The following is a 19252-nucleotide window of genomic DNA, read 5'->3' on the forward strand; positions in this document are numbered from 1 at the left end:
ACCTGTCCGCCCGTCAGAAGTCCCCGCCCTCGAGGAAGTCCGTGTCCTCGCCCTCTTCCTCCAGGGCTCGCCGGACGACCCTGAGGGCCATGCCCTCGGGGTATCCCTTGCGGGCGAGCATGCCGGCGAGGCGGCGAAGGCGTTTGTCCCGGTCGAGGCCCCGGGTGGAGCGGAGCTTCCGGGCGACGAGTTCGCGGGCCGTCTCCTCCTCCTGCTCGGAGTCGAGCTGGGCGACGGCCTCGTCGATGAGGGTCGATTCGACGCCCTTGGTCCGCAGTTCCCGGGCGAGCGCGCGGCGGGCCAGCCCCCGGCCGTGGTGCCGGGACTCCACCCACGCGTCCGCGAACGCGCCGTCGTTGATCAGCCCGACCTCCTCGAACCGCGACAGCACCTCCTCGGCGACATCGTCCGGGATCTCCCGCTTGCGCAGGGCGTCCGCGAGCTGTTTCCGGGTGCGCGGGGTCCCGGTGAGCAGGCGCAGACAGATCGCCCGCGCCCGCTCAGCCGGGTCCGCCGGAGACTCCCCCTGCTCGGCCCTCGACAAGGAGGAGGAACCCCCGTCCTCACCTGACGGCCCCCCGGAGCCACGCCGGCGGCGCGTCCCGGGCCGCCGCGAGCCACGGCCGGGTGATCCGTGTCCGCGGGGCCCGTCCGGGCCTTCGTGCGTGCCGTTCTCGTACGTGCTGTACGAGTCGGGCGGGCCGTCGTCCTCGTACGAGCCGTCACGCCCGTATGAGCCATCGCTCCCCCGTGTCGCGCCCCCGTCCCGGCGCCGACCTGCCACCGGGTGTCCCTCGCTGTCGCCCCCGTATCCGTCGCCGCCCGTGCCGTAGGCCCCGGAACCGTCCCCGGTGCCCCTCCCCCGGGGGGCACCGGGGGACGTGTACTCGTGGTCGGCCCAGTCGGTTCGTCGTGTCACGGTGTCAGCTCTTGGCGGTGGCGGCCTTGGGCTTGGTGACCTTGGCGGCGGCCGGGGCGGGCACCGTCTTCGCGGCGTCGGCCGGGGCCGCGGTGGTGACCGCCGCGTCCGTGCCGGGCTCGGCGGCGGGCTCCTGCGGGCGGACGCCGACGCCCAGCTTCTCCTTGATCTTCTTCTCGATCTCGTTGGCCAGGTCGGGGTTGTCCTTGAGGAAGTTGCGCGCGTTCTCCTTGCCCTGGCCGAGCTGGTCGCCCTCGTACGTGTACCAGGCGCCGGCCTTGCGGACGAAGCCGTTCTCCACGCCCATGTCGATCAGACCGCCCTCGCGGCTGATGCCCTGGCCGTAGAGGATGTCGAACTCGGCCTGCTTGAAGGGCGGCGCGACCTTGTTCTTGACGACCTTGACGCGGGTGCGGTTGCCGACCGCGTCCGTGCCGTCCTTCAGGGTCTCGATGCGGCGGATGTCGAGTCGCACCGAGGCGTAGAACTTCAGCGCCCGGCCACCGGTCGTGGTCTCCGGGGAGCCGAACATCACGCCGATCTTCTCGCGGAGCTGGTTGATGAAGATCGCGGTGGTCTTGGACTGGTTGAGCGCGCTGGTGATCTTCCGCAGCGCCTGGCTCATCAGCCGGGCCTGGAGGCCGACGTGGCTGTCTCCCATCTCGCCCTCGATCTCCGCGCGCGGGACGAGCGCGGCGACGGAGTCGATGACGATGAGGTCGAGGGCGCCGGAGCGGACCAGCATGTCCACGATCTCCAGGGCCTGCTCGCCGTTGTCGGGCTGGGAGAGGATCAGGTTGTCGATGTCGACGCCGAGCTTTTGCGCGTACTCGGGGTCGAGGGCGTGCTCCGCGTCCACGAACGCGACCTGGCCGCCGGCCTTCTGCGCGTTGGCCACGGCGTGCAGGGTCAGGGTCGTCTTACCGGAGGACTCCGGTCCGTAGATCTCCACGACCCGGCCGCGCGGCAGGCCGCCGACACCGAGGGCGACGTCGAGCGCGGTCGACCCGGTCGAGATGACCTCGATGGGCTCCTTCGTCCGGTCGCCCATGCGCATGACCGCGCCCTTGCCGAACTGCCGTTCAATCTGTGCGAGTGCGGCTTCGAGAGCCTTCTCGCGGTCGGTACCTGCCATGGGTTCCACCCGGTTTGCTTGAGTCGATCGCTTCACGTCAAAGACGCTAACGCCTGCCACTGACAATGCGCCCCGACGCCCGTCCGGCCTGTGGACAACTCGGGGACCTATCCGCCCAAACCGTGTCGAACCGCCACTGGAGTCCCTGTCGGGAACCTCGCCGGAGCCTCCATAAGAATGGATGTTCGATTTTCGTGTCAAGCGCACCACGCGGTACTCCCGCCACTTCCCCGCAGGGTGCTCACCCACCGCTCACCCACGGACTCCGGGCGGTGCGTCGGGCAGTGACGGGCGCGCGAGACCCGGGGAGGGGCGCGCGGGGCGGGGACGGGCGACGCCGGGGAACCGGGCGTACGCGGCACGCGGATGGGAGCGTGCGGCGCGCCGGGGGCGGCAGCCGGAAGCGGAACCGCGGCACGGCGATCCACACCACCCGGCAAGGCGTTCACCCGATCGTGAGTTTCCGCATGACCGCTCCCGCCGTGCCGCGATCCTCGAAGAGGCGGCCGGCAGGCGGCGCCCCTGTGTGCCGTGGGTGGGAGAGCGCATGACACGTGAGACGGGACGACGCGGCCTGGACGAGCAGGCCGTACTGCTGGCGGCGGGGCTGGCCGAGCTGGCGGTGAGCACGCTGGGCACCGCCGTCGGCACGGTGCGGGGGCTGCTGCGCCGCTCGGACGCCGGCGCACTGGTCGCGGAGGCCGAGCACGACCTCACCGCGCGCGGACGTCTGGTCCTGGACCGGTACGCGACCGTGCCCCCGGCCCATCTGGAGACCCTCGCCCGGCACGCCCTCGCCCGGCGGACCGCCGGCCATGGCTGACCGGTGGGATCCGACCGCCTTCAAGGCCCGCGTCGACGAGGTACTGCGCCGGTTCGTCGCCCAGGAGGCCGACCTGTTCGCGGCGATCGATCCGCTCCTGGGCCCGGTGGCCGAACAGCTGGAGGCGGCGGTCGCGGACGGCAAACGACTGCGGGCGGCGTTCTGCTACTGGGGCTGGCGTGCGGTGGGGCAGCCGGACAGCGACGCGCTGGTGCGGGCGGCGGCCTCCATGGAGCTGGTGCACGCCGCCGCCGTCGTGCACGACGACCTCATCGACGACAGCCCGCTGCGGCACGGGCGCCCCACGGCACATGTCGCCCTGCGTGCCGCCGTACCGGCTCACCCGTGTGCCGACGGCACGGCGCGGTCGCTGGCGATGCTCGTGGGCGATCTGCTGATGTCGCTGGCCGGGCAGCTGTTCGCGACCTGCGGTCTGCCCGCCGCCTATCTGGCCCGGGGCCGCCCCCTGTGGTCGCTGCTGGCCCGGGAGCTGATCGCGGGCGAGTGCCTGGAGATCCTGCGCACCGGCACCGGTCCGGACACGACGGCCTCGCTGAAGGTGATCCGCTACAAGACCGCCAAGTACACCGTCGAGCAGCCGCTGCTGATCGGCGGCGCCTTGGCCGGGGCCGGCGAGCGGCTGCGGGCGGGGTACTCCGCGTACGGGCTGCCGCTGGGCGAGGCGTTCCAGCTCCGCGACGACCTGCTCGGCCTGTTCGGGGAACCGGAGCACACCGGCAAGGCCAACGCCGACGACGTGCGCGGCCACCGGCCCACCGCGCTGCTCGCGGAGACCTGGCGACTCGCCCGTGACGACGACCGGGAGCGGCTCGGCGCGTTGCTCGGCAAGCGTGATCTGGGTGCGGAGGGCCTGGACGCGGTCCGCGAGGTGATGCGCCGGCTCGGGGCACCCGACCGGATCGAGCACATGATCGGCGCGCGGGTCGTGGAAGCGCTGGACGCCCTTCACTCACTGGACGTGCCGACCGCCGCCGCCGGCGCCCTGACCGCGCTGGCCCACTCGGCGGCGGTCCGCCTGTCCTGACACCCACCCGGTGGCACGGACAAGCCCATGAAGACACCCCATGAAGACACCCCGCGAAGACACGCACGAAGAGACCCGCGAAGACAAGGAGCCCTGCGTGACCCACACCGAGGCATCGTTGGACGCCCTGCGGTACGCCGGTGACGAACTGGCCGACGCCACGGTCGCCGCACTCTTCGAGCGCGGGGAGGCGGGCACGTTCAACACCCTGATGCGCTATGTGTCCACCGCCGGCGCTCCCCTGCCCGACGGGCTGCCAGACGTCGCGCGGGAGTACCTGGAGGCCACCCGGGTCCCGCCGTCGTGGGTGGACTGGGGCGAGATGGAGAAGGCCCGGCTGTTCTTCATCGACAACAACGTGCACATCGCGACCGCGCTCTCCTTCGCCTCCATGCCCGCCTGTTACGTCGTCCCGCGCGTGGCGAAGCTGCTGTCGGCCACGCACGGGCTCAGCTATCCCTCCAAGCGCATGGCGGAGACCGGCCAGTTCACCGTCTACCTGATGCAGCCCGACGCCTTCGAGGCCGGCGGCCGCTTCGTCCCGGCCGCCCAGAAGGTGCGCCTGCTGCACGCCTCGATCCGGCACCACCTCAAGCGCGAGAACCGCTGGGACACCGAGGCGCTGGGGACGCCGATCTGCCAGGAGGACATGATCGGCGGGCAGATGTTCTTCTCGCTGCTGGTCCTCGACAGCCTGCACCGGCTGGGCATCCATCTGTCCACGGAGGGCGCGGAGGCGTACTACTACGCGTGGCGGGTGGTGGGCGCCATGCTCGGCGTCGACCAGGAGGCCGTTCCCAAGACCCTCGACGAGGCCCGCCGCTTCCTCGACCTGTACATGATCCGGTACATGGGCCCCTCCGAAGAGGGCGCCCACCTGACCCGGCAGCTCATCGAGCTCTACGAGGAGGTCGTCCCCGGCACCTTCTTCGACCCGATCGTCCCGGCCCTCGTCCGCCACCTCGTCGGCGACACCTGCGCGGACTGGCTGGAGGTGCCGCGCACCCCGTGGGACACCGTCGTCAAGGCCGTACCGCACCTCCTGGGCGTGCTGGAGACCATCGAGGACCGCTCCCCGCTGGGTGCCTGGGCCCTGGACCGCCTCGGCCATCTCACCACCGTCTTCGAACTGTCCTCCCTCACCCGTGGCCGCGTCATGCACTACGCCGTCCCCGAACACCTCAGGAAGGACTACGGCGTCTCGGGCGCGGTGCCCCGCACCCGGCGGTGGACCCCGCCGGCCGCCACGGTCTCCTGACCGTCCGCACGCCTACCGCCCAGACCTACCCGCCCACACCTGCTGTCCACGCCTACTTCCGACGGCGTACGACGGGTGTCTTCGGCCGGACGACGACCGCGCGGGCCGCCCCCGGGAGGGTGGTCGTATGCCCTCACCCCTGGAAAGTCCGTCCTCCGCGGAGACTGCGCCCTCGCTGGCGGGTCCGCTCCGGAATCCACCGGCGAGCCGCCTGCGCCGGGCCCGCCCCGCCGAGCGTCTCTGCCATGCGACCGGGGTGTTCCTCGTCCTCTCCGGTGTGGTGCATCTGGTGGTGTTCGCGGTCGACGGCGGCCCGTGGTACGGCCCGGTCTCCTGGCGCAAGCCGGTCACCTTCGGGCTGTCCTTCGGGCTGACGCTGATCGCGGTCACCTGGGTCACCTCGTATCTGAGGATCGGGGAGCGGCTGCGGACCGTGCTGCTCCTGGTGTTCGCCGCCGACTGTGTGGTGGAGGTCGGCGGGATCACCCTGCAGGCGTGGCGCCGGGTGCCCTCGCACCTCGACATGGAGACGCCGTTCGACACGGCGGTGTCGATGACGCTCGCGGTGGGCGGCGGGGTCCTGGTGGTGCTGCTCACCGTCTTCGCCGTGGTGTCGTTCCGGCGGCGGCCGGCCGGTCCCGTGGGCATGGCGCTCGCCGTGCGCTCCGGGTTCGCGGTCCTGCTCGTGGCGCTGGCGTCGGGGGCCGCGATGATCGCGCGCGGGGTGGTGCTCGTCCGGACCGGGCACCAGGAGGCGGCGTACGAGTCGACGGCCCCGCTCAAGCCGCTGCACGGGGTCAGCCTGCACGCGGTGCTGGTGCTGCCCGCACTGGCCTGGCTGCTGTCCCGCACCTCCTGGAGCGAACAGGTCCGGTGGCGGATCGTGGCCACGGCGGTGGGCTGCTACGCGGCCGCCGTGGCCGCCGCCGGGGTGTGGGCGGTGGTCACCTACTGATCGCGACGGCGGCCACCGATCCGGCGACCGTACTGATCACGACGGCCCTCACGGACCCGGCGACCGCTACCGATCCCGGTGCCCGTCACCGATCGCGGCGGCCCTCAGGCCGGGCCCTCCCCGGAGTCCTCGGCCGGCCGCTGCCATATCGTGCGCCGCGCGCGCGTGAGCAGCCCGGGGCCGCCCGCGCCACGCCGGCGGTGGCCGTGCACCCGCGGGTCGTCCGTGACGTCGTACCGCTTCACATAGGCGCCCAGGAACGCCTGGAGGGTGGCGACCGCCGGGATGGCGATCAGCGCGCCGACCGCGCCGAGCAGCGCGGTGCCCGCGATGACCGAGCCGAAGGCGACCGCCGGGTGGATGTCGACGGACTTGGAGGTCAGCTTGGGCTGGAGCATGTAGTTCTCGAACTGCTGGTAGATCACGACGAACACCAGCACCCACACCGCGTACAGAGGGTTGACGGTGAACGCGATCAGCATCGGCAGCGCGCCCGCGAGATAGGTGCCGATGGTGGGGATGAACTGCGAGACCAGGCCCACCCAGACACCGAGCACGGGCGCGTACGGCACGCCCAGGGCCTCCAGCAGGATGTAGTGGGCGATGCCGGAGATCAGCGCCATCACACCGCGCGAGTACAGATAGCCGCCGGTCTTGTCCACGGCGATCTCCCAGGCCCGCAGCACCTCGGCCTGGCGGGCGGGCGGCAGGACGGAGCACAGGGTGCGGCGCAGCCGGGGGCCGTCGGCGGCGAAGTAGAAGGCGAACAGGGTGATCGTCAGCAGCTGGAAGAGGCCGCCGAGCACCTGCCCGGAGACGTCGAGCACACCGGCCGCGCTGTTCTGCGCGTACTTGCGCAGCCAGTCGGAGTGCAGCAGCCCCTCCTGGACGTCGACCCGCTTCACGTCGGTGTGGAAGGTGTGGTTGACCCAGTTGATGACCGAGTCCAGGTAGTCCGGGAAGTCTTCGACGATCTTGATGATCTGGCCGGCCAGCATCGAGCCGAGCAGCGTGACGAACCCCGCCACGGCGATGGCCAGGCCGAGGAAGACCAGGAAGGTCGCGAACCCGCGGCGCATGCCTCGGGAGGCCATCCAGCTCACCGCGGGCTCGATGGCGAGCGCCAGGAAGAACGCGATGAGGATGTTGATCAGCAGACCGGTGAGCTGGTGGAAGGCCCAGCTGCCCAGCTGGAAGGCGGCGACGAGGGCGAGCGCCAGCACCATGGCGCGCGGCAGCCAGCGCGGCATGCGGGCAGCACGCGGCGCGACGCCGGTGGCCGGGGGTCCGGCGGGCGGTGTCGTGTCGACCGGGGATGCGTCCTGGGCGGTCCGCCCGTCGTCGTCAGTGGGTGCCACGGTGCAAGTCTCGCCGACGCCACTGACAACCTGCGGCCGGTATCCGATCTTTGTGCACGTTCAGCGCTTCTCCCCGGGAACGTTCATGACCGTGCAGACCACGCGCCACACTTCCTTGGCCTCCCAGCCGGCGTCCAGCGCCTCGTGCACCGTGAGTCCGCCGAGCTCCGTCATCACATGATCGCGTGCGAAGGTGTCGGCGTACCCGGAACCGAAGTGTTCCGCCATCCGCTGCCAGAAGACCGTCAACCGCATGACACCAGTATCCCGCCCCTGAGAGTGGGCCCTGCCCGGGACCGCCTGCCGAGACCGCTTTCCGTCCTACGGTCTGACGCATGGCCGAAACCGGAGCTTCCCCACTCCCCCCTACGCCCCCGGCGCACTCCCCGCTCTTCCGCGCCGAACAGTTCATGTGGCTCACCGCGCGCGTGCTGGAGCAGCGCCTCTTCGCGTACCACTTCCTGAACGGCAGCCCCGATCCCGTGGAGACGGCGCTGGACGCCTACCGCAATGAGGACGGCGGGTACGGCCATGCGCTGGAACCCGACCTGCGCGGTCCGGTGAGCCAGCCGCTGCACACCGGGCACGCGCTGGCCGTCCTGGACGCCATCGGGCGCTGCGGCGGGCAGCGGGTGGAGCGGGTGTGCCGCTATCTGACGTCCGTCTCCACCGCGGACGGGGCGCTGCCGGCGATCCATCCGAGCCAGCGCGGCTATCCGGCGGCCCCGTTCATCCCGATCACCGACGATCCGCCCAGCGAGCTGCTCGCCACCGGGCCTGTGGTGGGTCTGCTGCACCGCAACGAGGTGTGGCACGCCTGGCTGTTCCGGGCCACCGACTTCTGCTGGGAGGCCGTGGAGTCCCTGGACAAGTCGCATCCCTACGAGGTCGAGGCCGCCGTCGCCTTCCTGGACGCGGTACCCGACCGCGCCCGGGCGGAGGCGGCCGCCGACCGGCTGGGCCGCCTGGTGCGCGAGCACCGGCTGGCCGCGCTGGACCCGGAGCGCCTGGACGCGTACCCGGTGGCGCCCGGCTACGCCCCGGGTGAGCACCACTTCCCGCACGACTTCGCGAAGTCCCCGCACTCGCTCGCGCGCGCGTGGTTCACCGACGAGGAGATGGCCCGCTCGCTGGACCACCTCGCCGCCCGGCAGCAGGAGGACGGCGGCTGGCCGATCGGCTGGCTCCAGTGGGCGCCGACCACCGCCCTGGAGGCCCGCCCGAGGGTGACGATCGAGGCGTTGCGCACGCTCAGGGCGTACGGCCACTTCGTGGGGTGACCCTTCTCTCAGCCGCTCCCCTCCCGGCCCCGGCCCCGCTCAGCCCGCGATGGCCCGCACCCCCGCGGTCACCAGCACGGCCACGCCGACGACGACCAGGAAGGGCGCGCGCAGCATCAGTGCCACGGCGGCCGCCCCGAGCCCCGCGGCCCGGGCGTCCAGCACGAGCGTGTGCCCGTCGGCGAACGTCTGCTGGGCCGTGAGGGCGGCGAGCAGGGCCACCGGCAGCAGGGCGGCCAGTCGTCGCACCACCGGCCGCTCCAGGACGCCCGCGGGCACCAGCAGGCCGGCGAGCTTGACGGCGTAGCAGCCGAGGACGGTCGCGGCGATCGCGATCCAGATGTTCATCGGGTCTCCTCAGAAGCGTCGTCGCGGGTACGACCGGACCGGCGGCCGGAGACGTACAGGACGGCCGGTGCCGCCAGCGCGGCCGCCAGGACCGGAACCCCGGCGGGCAGCACGGGCAGCAGGCCGAGCCCCAGCAGCACCGCGAGAGCGGCGACCGCGCGGTCGGTCGTGGTCTTCAGCATGGGGGCGAGCAGTGCCAGGAAGACGGCGGGTCCGGCCGCGTCCAGGCCCCAGGCGCCGGTGTCGCCGACGGCCTTGGCGCCGAGTGCGCCGAGCAGGGTGGTGAGGTTCCACAGCACGTACAGGCTGAGTCCGGTGACGGTGAAGCCGATCCGCGCGGCGCGCCGTGTCGGCTGCGCGAGCGTCACCGCGGTGGTCTCGTCGATCACCCACTGGGCGGCCAGCGGCCGTAGCGCGCGCGGGAGGGCCAGCACCTGCGACAGACGCAGCCCGTAGAACGCGTTGCGCACGCCCAGGAAGAAGGCGCCGGCCGCCGCGGTGAGCGGGTTGCCGCCGGCCGCGAGCGCCCCGACCAGGGCGAACTGGGAGGCGCCGGTGAACACCAGGAGGCTGAGTGCGCAGGTCTGGAGCAGGCCGAGCCCGCTGCCGGCCGAGGTCACCCCGAAGGCGAACCCGGAGAGTCCCACGGCGACGCCGACCCCGAGGGCGTCCCGGACGACGGCTGAGTCCGGTTTCGGCTCGCCTTCGTCACGTATGTCTGCGAGTGCTGTCTGCTGTGCCACGCCCAGGACGCTACGTACCGCCGGCCCGCGCGTCTTGTACGTTCTTGCGCCCGCTCGGGCGCGCACCGCGGGAACCCCGCCCCCGCGAGTCCGCTCCGGCACCCCGCCCGCACTCGTCCGGTCCGGGACCCCGCCCGCGCGAGTCCACTCCGGAACCCCGCCCCCGCGAGTCCACTCCGGAACCCCGCCCCCGCGAGTCCACTCCGGATCCGCGCTCACGCTGGTAGGCGCCCGGCGGGACGCCGACGATCCGGGCGAAGTGCCGGTTGAGGTGCGGCTGGTCGGTGAAGCCCACGGCGACGGCCGCCTCGGCGGGTGCCGTGCCCGCGTCCAGCAGCAGCCGGGCGCGGCGCACCCGGGCGTCGGTCAGCCAGGTGTGCGGCGGCATGCCGTAGGCGTCGCGGAACGCCCGCAGCAGCGCGAAGGGGCTGGTGCCGAGGTCGGTGGCGAGCCGCTCCAGGGTCGGCGGCTCGGCCATCCGCTCCTCCAGCACGGCACGCGCGCGTGCGGCGAGCAGGGCGCCGGCGGTGCGGACCTGCCGCTGCGGCAGCGGACCGCCGTTCGACCGCAGCAGCCGGGTCACCGCCACCCGCAGCAGCGTGTCGGCGGCGAGCGCGTTGCTCTCGTCGGCGGCGCGCAGCACCCGGTGCACCAGGGCGACGGAGTACGGGTCGTCGAGCATCGGGCTGACGAAGCCGGGGGTGCCCCGGATCGCGGTGGTCTCCGCGGCGATCGTTGCCACCAGTTCCGGGGACGGGTAGACCGCCCCGTATCGCCAGCCCTCGGGGACCCCGGCCCGGCCGGTGTGCGCGGTGTCGGGGTTGACGAGCGCGAGCGCCCCGGCGCCGACGGTCACGTCGGAACCCCGGTGCCGGAAGACCTCGACCCCGTCCGCGATCCCGGCGATCACGAAGTGCTCGTGGGTGTGCCGGACAAACGTCTTCCGGACGTACCGGGCACGCAGCAGATCGACATCGGGCAGCGCCTCGTACCGCCAGTGCCGCGCCCGCTCGTCCGATCCCGTCATACGCCCATTGTCGACCGCCCCGCACCACCCGACCGCCCGCACCCCGCATCCCCGGCTCCCGCTTCGCGCCGGGCCGCCTGGCTCGGTTGCCACCCCGCACTCCTCTTCCCCGTTCCCCACCTCCCGCATGTCCGCAGGTCAGACCCGGTTGTCAGTGGCCGGGTGCAGGATGGACGCATGGCAAAATCCGCACACCGGGCCCTCGACGGCTTCTCCCCCGCGACCCGCGGCTGGTTCACGGGGGCGTTTTCCGCGCCCACCGCGGCCCAGGCGGGCGCGTGGCAGGCCATCGGAGCGGGCTCGGACGTGCTGGTGGTCGCCCCGACCGGCTCCGGCAAGACGCTGGCCGCCTTCCTCGCCGCCCTGGACCAGCTGGCCTCGGCCCCGCCCCCGGCCGACCCGAGGAAGCGCTGCCGGGTGCTGTACGTGTCTCCGCTCAAGGCCCTCGCGGTCGACGTCGAGCGGAACCTGCGCAGTCCGCTGACCGGCATCCGCCAGGAGTCCGTGCGCCTCGGCCTGCCCGAGCCGGAGGTCAGGGTCGGCATCCGCTCCGGTGACACCCCGCCCGCCGAGCGCCGCGCCCTGTCCACCCGCCCGCCGGACATCCTGATCACCACCCCGGAGTCTCTGTTCCTGATGCTGACGTCGGCCACGCGCGACGCGCTGACCGGCATCGAGACGGTGATCCTGGACGAGGTGCACGCGGTCGCGGGCACCAAGCGCGGCGCGCATCTCGCGCTCTCCCTGGAGCGGCTGGACGAGCTGCTGCCGAAGCCGGCCCGCCGCATCGGCCTGTCGGCCACCGTCCGCCCGGTCGACGAGGTGGCCCGTTATCTCTCGCCGCGCCGCAAGGTGGAGATCGTCCAGCCACCCTCCGGCAAGGAGTTCGACCTCTCCGTGGTCGTACCCGTGGAGGACATGGGCGAACTGGGCGGCTCCCCGGCCACCGACGCCAAGGAGGGCGGGGACCGGCCGTCGATCTGGCCGCATGTGGAGGAGCGGATCGCCGACCTGGTGCAGGCCCACCGCTCGACCATCGTCTTCGCCAACTCGCGCCGGCTGGCGGAGCGGCTGTGCAACCGGCTCAACGAGATCGCCTACGAGCGCATGACCGGCGAGCCGCTGGACGAGCACCACTCCCCCGCCGAGCTGATGGGCGGCTCGGGCGCGGCCCAGGGCGCCCCGCCGGTCCTCGCCCGCGCGCACCACGGCTCGGTCTCCAAGGAACAGCGCGCCCTGGTCGAGGAGGACCTGAAGGCCGGCCGGCTGCCCGCCGTGGTGGCCACTTCCAGCCTTGAACTGGGCATCGACATGGGTGCGGTGGACCTGGTCGTCCAGGTCGAGTCGCCGCCCTCGGTGGCCTCCGGCCTGCAGCGCGTCGGCCGCGCGGGACACCAGGTCGGCGCGGTCTCCACCGGTGTGGTCTTCCCCAAGTACCGGGGTGACCTGGTGCAGGCGGCCGTGGTCACCGAGCGGATGCGCACCGGCTCCATCGAGTCCCTGAGGGTGCCGGCCAACCCCCTCGACGTGCTGGCACAGCAGCTGGTCGCGATGACCGCGCTGGACACCTGGCAGTTCGACGACCTGCTCGCCATGGTCCGCCGGGCTGCTCCGTTCGCCTCGCTCCCGGAGTCGGCGTTCACCGCGGTCCTGGACATGCTCGCGGGCCGCTATCCGTCCGACGCCTTCGCGGAGTTGCGCCCGCGCGTGGTCTGGGACCGGGTCGCGGGCACGGTCACCGGCCGCCCCGGCGCCCAGCGGCTCGCCGTCACCTCCGGCGGCACCATTCCCGACCGCGGCCTCTTCGGGGTCTTCCTGGCCGGAGCCGACCCCAAGAAGGGCGGCGGCCGGGTCGGCGAGCTGGACGAGGAGATGGTGTACGAGTCCCGGGTGGGTGATGTCTTCACCCTGGGCACCAGTTCGTGGCGCATCGAGGACATCACGCGGGACCGCGTCCTGGTCTCCCCGGCCCCCGGGGTGCCGGGCCGGCTGCCCTTCTGGAAGGGCGACCAGCTGGGCCGCCCGCTGGAACTGGGCCGCGCGGTGGGCGCGTTCCTGCGCGAGGTCGGCTCGCTCTCCAAGGACGACGCCCGGCTGCGCCTGCTCGCGGCGGGCCTGGACGCCTGGGCGGCGGACAACGTGCTGTCGTACCTGGACGAACAGCGCGAGGCCTGCGGCCACGTCCCCGACGACCGGACGATCGTCGTGGAGCGCTTCCGCGACGAACTGGGCGACTGGCGGGTCGTCGTCCACTCCCCCTTCGGCGCCCAGGTGCACGCCCCGTGGGCACTGGCCCTCGGTGCCCGGCTGTCCGAGCGGTACGGCATGGACGCGCAGGTCATGCACGCCGACGACGGCATCGTGCTGCGGCTGCCCGACGCCGATCTGATGGGCCTGGACCTGCTCGACCGGGCCCCCACGAAGTCGGGCACGGAATACGACGCCGAGCAGGCGCCCGTCGGCGCGGCGGACGTCGCCTTCGACAAGGGCGAGGTCAACCAGATCGTCACCGACCAGGTGGGCGGCTCGGCCCTGTTCGCCTCCCGGTTCCGCGAGTGCGCGGCCCGCGCGCTGTTGCTGCCCCGCCGCAGCCCGGGCAAGCGCACCCCACTGTGGCAGCAGCGCCAGCGCGCCGCCCAACTGCTCCAGGTGGCCAGCGAGTTCGGGTCCTTCCCGATCGTCCTGGAGGCGGTCCGCGAGTGCCTCCAGGACGTCTTCGACGTTCCCGGGCTCGTCGAGCTGATGGGCGACCTCGAATCCCGCAAGGTGCGCCTGGTCGAGGTCACCACCCCGGAGCCGTCCCCGTTCGCCCGTTCCCTCCTCTTCGGATACGTCGCCCAGTTCCTGTACGAGGGTGACTCCCCGCTCGCCGAGCGCCGCGCGGCCGCACTCTCCCTGGACTCCCGGCTGCTGGCCGAGCTGCTGGGCCAGGCGGAGCTGCGCGAGCTGCTCGACGCGGACGTGCTGACGGAGCTGGAGCGCGAGCTCCAGTGGCTGACCGAGGACCGCCGGATCAAGGACCCGGAAGGCGTCGCCGACGTGCTGCGGCTGCTCGGGCCGCTCACGGACGCCGAGTTGGCCGAGCGGGGGGCCGAGCCGCACTGGGCCAAGGAGCTGGCGGGTGCCCGCCGGGCGATCAGGGTCCGGATCTCCGGCACCGACCACTGGGCGGCGATCGAGGACGCGGGCCGGCTGCGCGACGCCCTCGGCACCGCCCTGCCGGTCGGTGTCCCCGAGGCGTTCACCGAACCGGTGAAGGACCCGCTCGGCGACCTCCTCGCCCGGTACGCCCGCACGCACGGCCCGTTCACGTCGGCCACGGCGGCGGCCCGGTTCGGGCTCGGAGTGGCGGTGACGGAGGGCGCGTTGCAGCGGCTGGCCGCGGGCGGCCGGGTGGTGCAGGGCGAGTTCCATCCGGCAGGCATCGGCCAGGAGTGGTGCGACGCGGCCGTGCTGCGCAGGCTGCGCCGCCGCTCCCTGGCCGCGCTCCGGCACGAACTGGAGCCGGTGGCACCGGCCGCGCTCGCACAGTTCCTGCCGCAGTGGCAGCACATCGGCAAGGGGCACGGGCTGCGCGGCATCGACGGACTGGTGCGCGCCGTCGAGCAGTTGCAGGGCGCCTCGGTACCGGCGTCGGCCCTGGAAAAGCTGGTCCTGCCGTCCCGGGTGGCCGGCTACACGCCCTCGATGCTCGACGAACTCACCGCCGCCGGAGAGATCGTGTGGGCCGGCGCGGGCGCGTTGCCGGGCAAGGACGGCTGGGTCTGCCTGTATCTGGCGGACGCGGCCCCCCTGCTCCTGCCACCGCCGCACCCCCTGGAGCTGACGGCCCTCCACCAGTCCGTCCTGGACACTCTCTCCGGCGGCTACGGCCTGTTCTTCCGTCAGATCGCCGACCAGGTCCGCGCCACCACCCACCCCGACGCCACCGACCCCCAACTGGCCGACGCCGTCTGGGACCTGGCCTGGTACGGCCGGCTCACCAACGACACGCTGGCCCCGATGCGCTCCCTGCTGGGCTCGGGCCGTACCGCGGGCGCCACGGCCCATCGCGCCAAGCGCGCCGTCCCACGTGGCCGCTACGGCTCCCTGACGGCCGCCGCCCGCACCGCCTCCCGTACCGGCCCGCCGACCGTCGCCGGCCGCTGGTCCCTGCTCCCGCAGCGCGAGCCGGACACCACCGTGCGCGCCCATGCCCTGGCCCGCACCCTGCTCGACCGGCACGGTGTGGTCACTCGGGGAGCGGTCGCGGCGGAGGGGGTCGAGGGCGGCTTCTCGGCGGTGTACCGCATCCTTTCGGCGTTCGAGGAGAGCGGGCAGGCCCGCCGGGGTTACGTCGTCGAGGGGCTCGGCGCGGCCCAGTTCGCGATGGACGGCGCGGTGGACCGGCTGCGCGCGGTGTCCAACGCACGCGAGCGCGGGGAGGCGCCCCTGGGCACCGCCTTCGGAAACCACGCCCTGGCCACTCCCACGGGCTTCGCGAACGGCGGCCCGGTCCCTCCCGCCGGCTTCGGAGCCGGCGGCCCTGGCACCCCCGCCGGCTTCGGCATCGAGACCCCCCTCGGCCCCATCGACGAGGCCGACTTCCAGAGCCTGGACGACGACTTCAGCTGGCCCCCCGAGCCTCCCACCGTCCCCGGGGACTACGTCTCCCCCAAGGACCTCGCCCCCGCCGACCCCTTCGCCGCCCCCGGCTACGGCGGCCCCCGCGGCGGCAGCCCCGCGAACCCCTACAGCTACGGCAACCGCCACACCCGTACGCCCGCCGCCCCCGACCCCAGAGCCGTGGTCCTCGCCGCCGCCGACCCCGCCAACGCCTACGGCGCCGCTCTGGGCTGGCCCGAGCCGCCGACCGGCGCCGGGCACAAGCCGGGCCGCAAGGCGGGCTCACTGGTCGTCCTGGTGGACGGCGAGCTGACCCTGTACATGGAGCGCGGCGGCAAGACCCTGCTGGCCTGGCCCTCCGCCCCGGATACGGACGCCGGCGACGACCCCCGCCTGCGTACGGCCGCCGAGGCCCTTGCGGCCGCCGCCCGTGCCGGCACCCTCGGCACGGTGACGGTGGAGCGCGTCAACGGCGCCACGGCCCTGACCTCGCCGCTGGGCACCCTGCTGGAAGGAGCGGGCTTCATCGCGACCCCGCGCGGCCTGCGCCTACGGGCGTGAACCAGCAGGAACATGAACACCGCGCCTCCGGTGCGCCGCCTGCGCCCTCGCCGCTCCCGGTCCACCCTCCACGCCCCCGTGTCACCCTTGACCCATGCCCGAAGGTGACACGGTCTGGCAGGCCGCGCGGCGCCTGCACGACGCGCTCGCCGGTCAGGTGCTGACCCGCAGCGACTTCCGGGTGCCCAGGTACGCCACCGTCGACCTCACCGGCCGTACCGTCCTCGGCACCACCCCACGCGGCAAGCATCTGCTCACCCGCTTCGAGGGCGATCTGACCCTGCACACGCATCTGCGGATGGAGGGCGCGTGGAAGGTCTACGGGGGCGGTGAACGCTGGAAGGGCGGTCCCGCCCACCAGATCAGGGCCATCCTCGGCGCCGCCGACCGCACGGCCGTCGGCTACCGCCTCCAGGTCCTGGAGTTCCTGCGCACCGGCGAGGAGGAACGCGCGGTCGGCCACCTCGGTCCCGACCTGCTGGGCCCCGACTGGAACCCCGACCGCGCCCTCGCCAACCTGCTCGCCGACCCGGCCCGCCAGCTCGGCGAGGCCCTGCTCGACCAGCGCAACCTCGCCGGCATCGGCAACGTCTACAAGAGCGAGCTCTGCTTCCTGATCGGCGCGACTCCCTGGCTCCCGGTCGGCGCGCTCCCCGCCGACCGCGCCGCGAAACTCCCCGACCTCGCCAAGCGGCTGCTGGAGGCCAACCGCGAGCGCCCGGTCCGCCGTACCACGGGCCTGCGCGACCAGGACCTGTTCGTCTACGGCCGTGCGCCCCGCCCCTGTCTGCGCTGCCACACCCCGATCCGGGTGGCCGACCAGGGCGACGGCTCCCGCGAGCGCCCCACCTACTGGTGCCCCGCGTGCCAGACCGGTCCCGCTCCCGCCCCGGGCGCCCACCGCACCTCGAGAAGCCGCCCCCGCCCAACCAATTGACGACCCGTCAGAAACGCTCGTACCGTCCCTTCATGTCCCTCAAGGCGTACGACCTCACCGGACGCACCGCATTCGTCACCGGGGCTGCCGGCGGTATCGGCCGGGCCTCCGCCGTGCTGCTCGCCGAGGCGGGTGCGACCGTGCACTGTGCCGACCGGAACGCGGAGGGTCTGCACGAGACGGCCACGCTGATCAAGGACGGCGGCGGCACCGCCCACACCCACACCGTCGACGTCACCGACCGGACGCAGCTCGAACAGGCCGTCCGGTCCTGCGAGCGGCTGGACGTCATGGCGGCGATCGCCGGGATCATGCACCGCAGCACGGTGCTGGAGACCACGGACGAGGACCTCGACCGGGTGCTGGACGTCAACTTCAAGGGCGTCCTGCACTCCTGCCAGGAGGCGGCGCGGTTGATGCTCGACCGGCGGACCGGGGGCAGCATCATCACCATGGCCTCCGGTGCGATCGACACCGGGGGCCCCGGCCTGCTCTGCTACGGCGCCGCCAAGGCGGCCGTGGTCCAGCTGACCAGGACGCTCGCGAACGAGGTCGGACGGCAGGGCATCCGCGTCAACGCGGTCGCCCCGGGCTGGACCCGCACCCCCATGACCGAGCGCGACGACGGCGAGGAGCAGCGGCAGACGGAGGCGTGGATGGCCCGGCTGTCGCCCCTGGGCCGGGTCGGCGAGGCGGCGGACGTCGCCCATGCCGTGCTCTATCTGGCATCCGACGCCTCCTCGTTCACTACGGGCCAGATCCTGCGCCCGAACGGAGGGGTCGCGATGCCCTGGTAGCGCTCTGCGTCCGCCACGCGGCCCGCCACCGCCCGGGGCCCATGGCTCCCGCCGCCCGGTTCCTCGGCACGCAGTTCACCGGCAGCAGGCTCAGTCCCCATCCGCCGGCGGCCACGGTCCCCTCCAGGGCTCCGGCGCCGTCGGCGAAGGTGATCCGCAGCACGGCCCACCACCACAACGCCGCGAATCCCAGGGCAACCCCCCAGCGCACTATCCGTCCCACCATGGCCGCCACCTCCAGCCGGACGCTAGAACGCCGCCCGGTCCACCGGGGAGGCGCACCGAGGGCTCACCGATGCAACGGCCGTCGGCCGAGGCCGGCCACAGCTACGCGTTCTCCGCCTGGAACATCCAGTGATGTTTCTCCAGATCCGCCGTGATCCCGATGAAGATGTCCTGGGAGACCGGATCCGGCTCCGCGGTGGCCATGACCCGCTGCCGCATCCGGGTGATCACCGCGCCCAGCGCGTCCACCAGGGCACCCACGGCGTCCGAGTCCTTGACCCAGCCCCCGGGGGCCGTGGCGATGCCGCTGCCGGCGGCCACCGTGACCGCACGTCCGTCCGGCGAGACGCCCAGCGCCGAAGCCCGCTCGGCGACCGTGTCGGAGTGCGTCCGGGCCGTGGCGACGACCTCGTCGAGCTGGAGGTGGACGGTCCGGAAGCGGGGGCCGACCACGTTCCAGTGGATCTGCTTGGCGATCAGCGCCAGGTCCACGAGATCGACGAGGGCGCCTTGGAGCGCCTCGGCGACGGTCTTCAGATCCGCGTCGGACAGCGGGCTCTTCACGACGTACATGCGTCTCTCCGGTCGTTGCGCCCCCTGTCGGTCCCTCCCACCATGACCGCACCACCGGACACCGGCAAATGGACGCACACCGTCCCCGGGCATACGAAGGCCCCGGCCACGCCTCCCCAGGCCTGCCTGGAGAGGCCCCGGCCGGGGCCACGTACACTTCTTCGACGCCGGGTCGGCGCCGCGTCGGGTTACGCCCGCGCAGGCGTCACGCGGCGACCACGTCCACTGCCTCGGCGGGCGCCTTGATGGTGACCCGTTCCGGTGGCACACCGGTCACCGACACGGTACCCAGCATCGGGCGAACCGGCGTGGGCACGGACTCGGTGGCCTGAGCGGACTGGGCCAGCTCGGCGAGGGCGAGTTCGTCGCTCACTTCTCGCATGAGCTCGGACATCCGTACGTCCAGCGCGTCGCAGATGGCGGAGAGCAGCTCGGAGGAAGCCTCCTTCTGCCCCCGCTCCACCTCGGAGAGATAGCCGAGTGAGACTCGGGCGGACGAGGAGACTTCGCGCAGAGTACGGCCCTGGCGCTGGCGCTGCCGACGCAGCACGTCACCCAGCAGGCGACGGAGCAGAATCATCGGTGGCTCCCTCCTCGGACCGCGTAGCCGCATCCTTCACGCCCCACCGTACCGCCTTGCGCCGCGGCCGTGCGGGGAGCGAT

Annotated in this window: 17 protein-coding genes; 8 read left to right on the forward strand and 9 right to left on the reverse strand. The window is 73.1% G+C overall.

From position 1 onward, the window contains the following. Window positions 1-13: 13 nt before the first annotated feature. Together recX and recA are read right to left on the reverse strand one after the other, a co-directional pair. Window positions 14-919, reverse strand: a complete 906-nt coding sequence (recX, locus tag ACZ4N4_RS12980) for a recombination regulator RecX (RefSeq protein WP_467587586.1) — start codon at window positions 917-919, stop codon at window positions 14-16. 4 nt (window positions 920-923) lie between these two features. Further along, a complete protein-coding gene (gene recA / locus ACZ4N4_RS12985; RefSeq protein ID WP_450767132.1) occupies window positions 924-2054 on the reverse strand; it encodes a recombinase RecA in 1131 nt (376 codons plus the stop codon). 547 nt (window positions 2055-2601) lie between these two features. Between recA and ACZ4N4_RS12990 the strand changes: the two genes are divergently transcribed. From ACZ4N4_RS12990 to ACZ4N4_RS13005, 4 genes are all read left to right on the forward strand, one after another. Then, window positions 2602-2877, forward strand: coding sequence for a polyprenyl synthetase (locus ACZ4N4_RS12990; protein ID WP_453565652.1), 276 nt, complete (start codon window positions 2602-2604; stop codon window positions 2875-2877). Continuing rightward, window positions 2870-3922 carry a polyprenyl synthetase family protein gene (locus tag ACZ4N4_RS12995; RefSeq protein WP_467587590.1) on the forward strand — a complete coding sequence of 351 codons (1053 nt, stop codon included), beginning with the start codon at window positions 2870-2872 and terminating at the stop codon, window positions 3920-3922. The genes ACZ4N4_RS12990 and ACZ4N4_RS12995 overlap by 8 nt, the downstream gene beginning before the upstream one ends. A gap of 97 nt (window positions 3923-4019) precedes the next feature. After that, window positions 4020-5180 carry an oxygenase MpaB family protein gene (locus ACZ4N4_RS13000; protein WP_453565647.1) on the forward strand — a complete coding sequence of 387 codons (1161 nt, stop codon included), beginning with the start codon at window positions 4020-4022 and terminating at the stop codon, window positions 5178-5180. 127 nt (window positions 5181-5307) lie between these two features. Continuing rightward, a complete protein-coding gene (locus ACZ4N4_RS13005) occupies window positions 5308-6135 on the forward strand; it encodes a hypothetical protein (protein WP_467587593.1) in 828 nt (275 codons plus the stop codon). 104 nt (window positions 6136-6239) lie between these two features. Here the strand turns inward: ACZ4N4_RS13005 and ACZ4N4_RS13010 are convergent, their stop codons facing one another. Further along, the gene (locus tag ACZ4N4_RS13010; RefSeq protein ID WP_467587596.1) at window positions 6240-7493 is read right to left on the reverse strand and encodes an AI-2E family transporter; all 1254 of its coding nucleotides are present in this window, start codon (window positions 7491-7493) and stop codon (window positions 6240-6242) included. A 60-nt stretch (window positions 7494-7553) separates the two neighbouring features. Continuing rightward, the gene (locus ACZ4N4_RS13015; RefSeq protein ID WP_362576501.1) at window positions 7554-7748 is read right to left on the reverse strand and encodes a DUF3046 domain-containing protein; all 195 of its coding nucleotides are present in this window, start codon (window positions 7746-7748) and stop codon (window positions 7554-7556) included. 80 nt (window positions 7749-7828) lie between these two features. Here ACZ4N4_RS13015 and ACZ4N4_RS13020 point away from each other — a divergent pair, with 80 nt between their 5' ends. Then, a complete protein-coding gene (locus ACZ4N4_RS13020) occupies window positions 7829-8773 on the forward strand; it encodes a hypothetical protein (protein WP_453565640.1) in 945 nt (314 codons plus the stop codon). A gap of 39 nt (window positions 8774-8812) precedes the next feature. Here the strand turns inward: ACZ4N4_RS13020 and ACZ4N4_RS13025 are convergent, their stop codons facing one another. From ACZ4N4_RS13025 to ACZ4N4_RS13035, 3 genes are read right to left on the reverse strand one after another with little or no spacing between them, the layout of a single operon-like run. Further along, window positions 8813-9121, reverse strand: coding sequence for an AzlD domain-containing protein (locus ACZ4N4_RS13025; RefSeq protein ID WP_453565639.1), 309 nt, complete (start codon window positions 9119-9121; stop codon window positions 8813-8815). After that, a complete protein-coding gene (locus tag ACZ4N4_RS13030; RefSeq protein WP_467587600.1) occupies window positions 9118-9864 on the reverse strand; it encodes an AzlC family ABC transporter permease in 747 nt (248 codons plus the stop codon). The genes ACZ4N4_RS13025 and ACZ4N4_RS13030 overlap by 4 nt, the downstream gene beginning before the upstream one ends. Window positions 9865-9874: 10 nt before the next feature. Continuing rightward, entirely contained in the window at window positions 9875-10891 is a 1017-nt protein-coding gene (locus ACZ4N4_RS13035) for an AraC family transcriptional regulator (protein WP_467587603.1), read from the reverse strand. A gap of 177 nt (window positions 10892-11068) precedes the next feature. On the opposite strand from ACZ4N4_RS13035, the gene ACZ4N4_RS13040 reads away from it, so the two are divergent. The 3 genes from ACZ4N4_RS13040 (at window position 11069) to ACZ4N4_RS13050 (ending at window position 17791) form a co-directional block, all read left to right on the forward strand. Next, window positions 11069-16057 (forward strand): ATP-dependent helicase, encoded by a 4989-nt coding sequence (locus ACZ4N4_RS13040; protein WP_467587606.1) that lies wholly within the window; start codon window positions 11069-11071, stop codon window positions 16055-16057. Between the two features lie 94 nt (window positions 16058-16151). Beyond that, a complete protein-coding gene (locus ACZ4N4_RS13045) occupies window positions 16152-16994 on the forward strand; it encodes an Fpg/Nei family DNA glycosylase (protein WP_453565633.1) in 843 nt (280 codons plus the stop codon). Between the two features lie 32 nt (window positions 16995-17026). After that, the gene (locus ACZ4N4_RS13050) at window positions 17027-17791 is read left to right on the forward strand and encodes an SDR family NAD(P)-dependent oxidoreductase (protein ID WP_453565631.1); all 765 of its coding nucleotides are present in this window, start codon (window positions 17027-17029) and stop codon (window positions 17789-17791) included. Between the two features lie 327 nt (window positions 17792-18118). On the opposite strand, the gene ACZ4N4_RS13055 is transcribed toward ACZ4N4_RS13050, so the two are convergent. Together ACZ4N4_RS13055 and ACZ4N4_RS13060 are read right to left on the reverse strand one after the other, a co-directional pair. Beyond that, window positions 18119-18589 carry a Dps family protein gene (locus ACZ4N4_RS13055; protein WP_453565629.1) on the reverse strand — a complete coding sequence of 157 codons (471 nt, stop codon included), beginning with the start codon at window positions 18587-18589 and terminating at the stop codon, window positions 18119-18121. 205 nt (window positions 18590-18794) lie between these two features. Further along, window positions 18795-19169: a helix-turn-helix domain-containing protein gene (locus tag ACZ4N4_RS13060; RefSeq protein ID WP_132894382.1), complete on the reverse strand. Its 375-nt coding sequence runs from the start codon at window positions 19167-19169 to the stop codon at window positions 18795-18797. Window positions 19170-19252 lie beyond the last annotated feature (83 nt).

Source organism: Streptomyces sp. NPDC026538 (assembly GCF_055567535.1).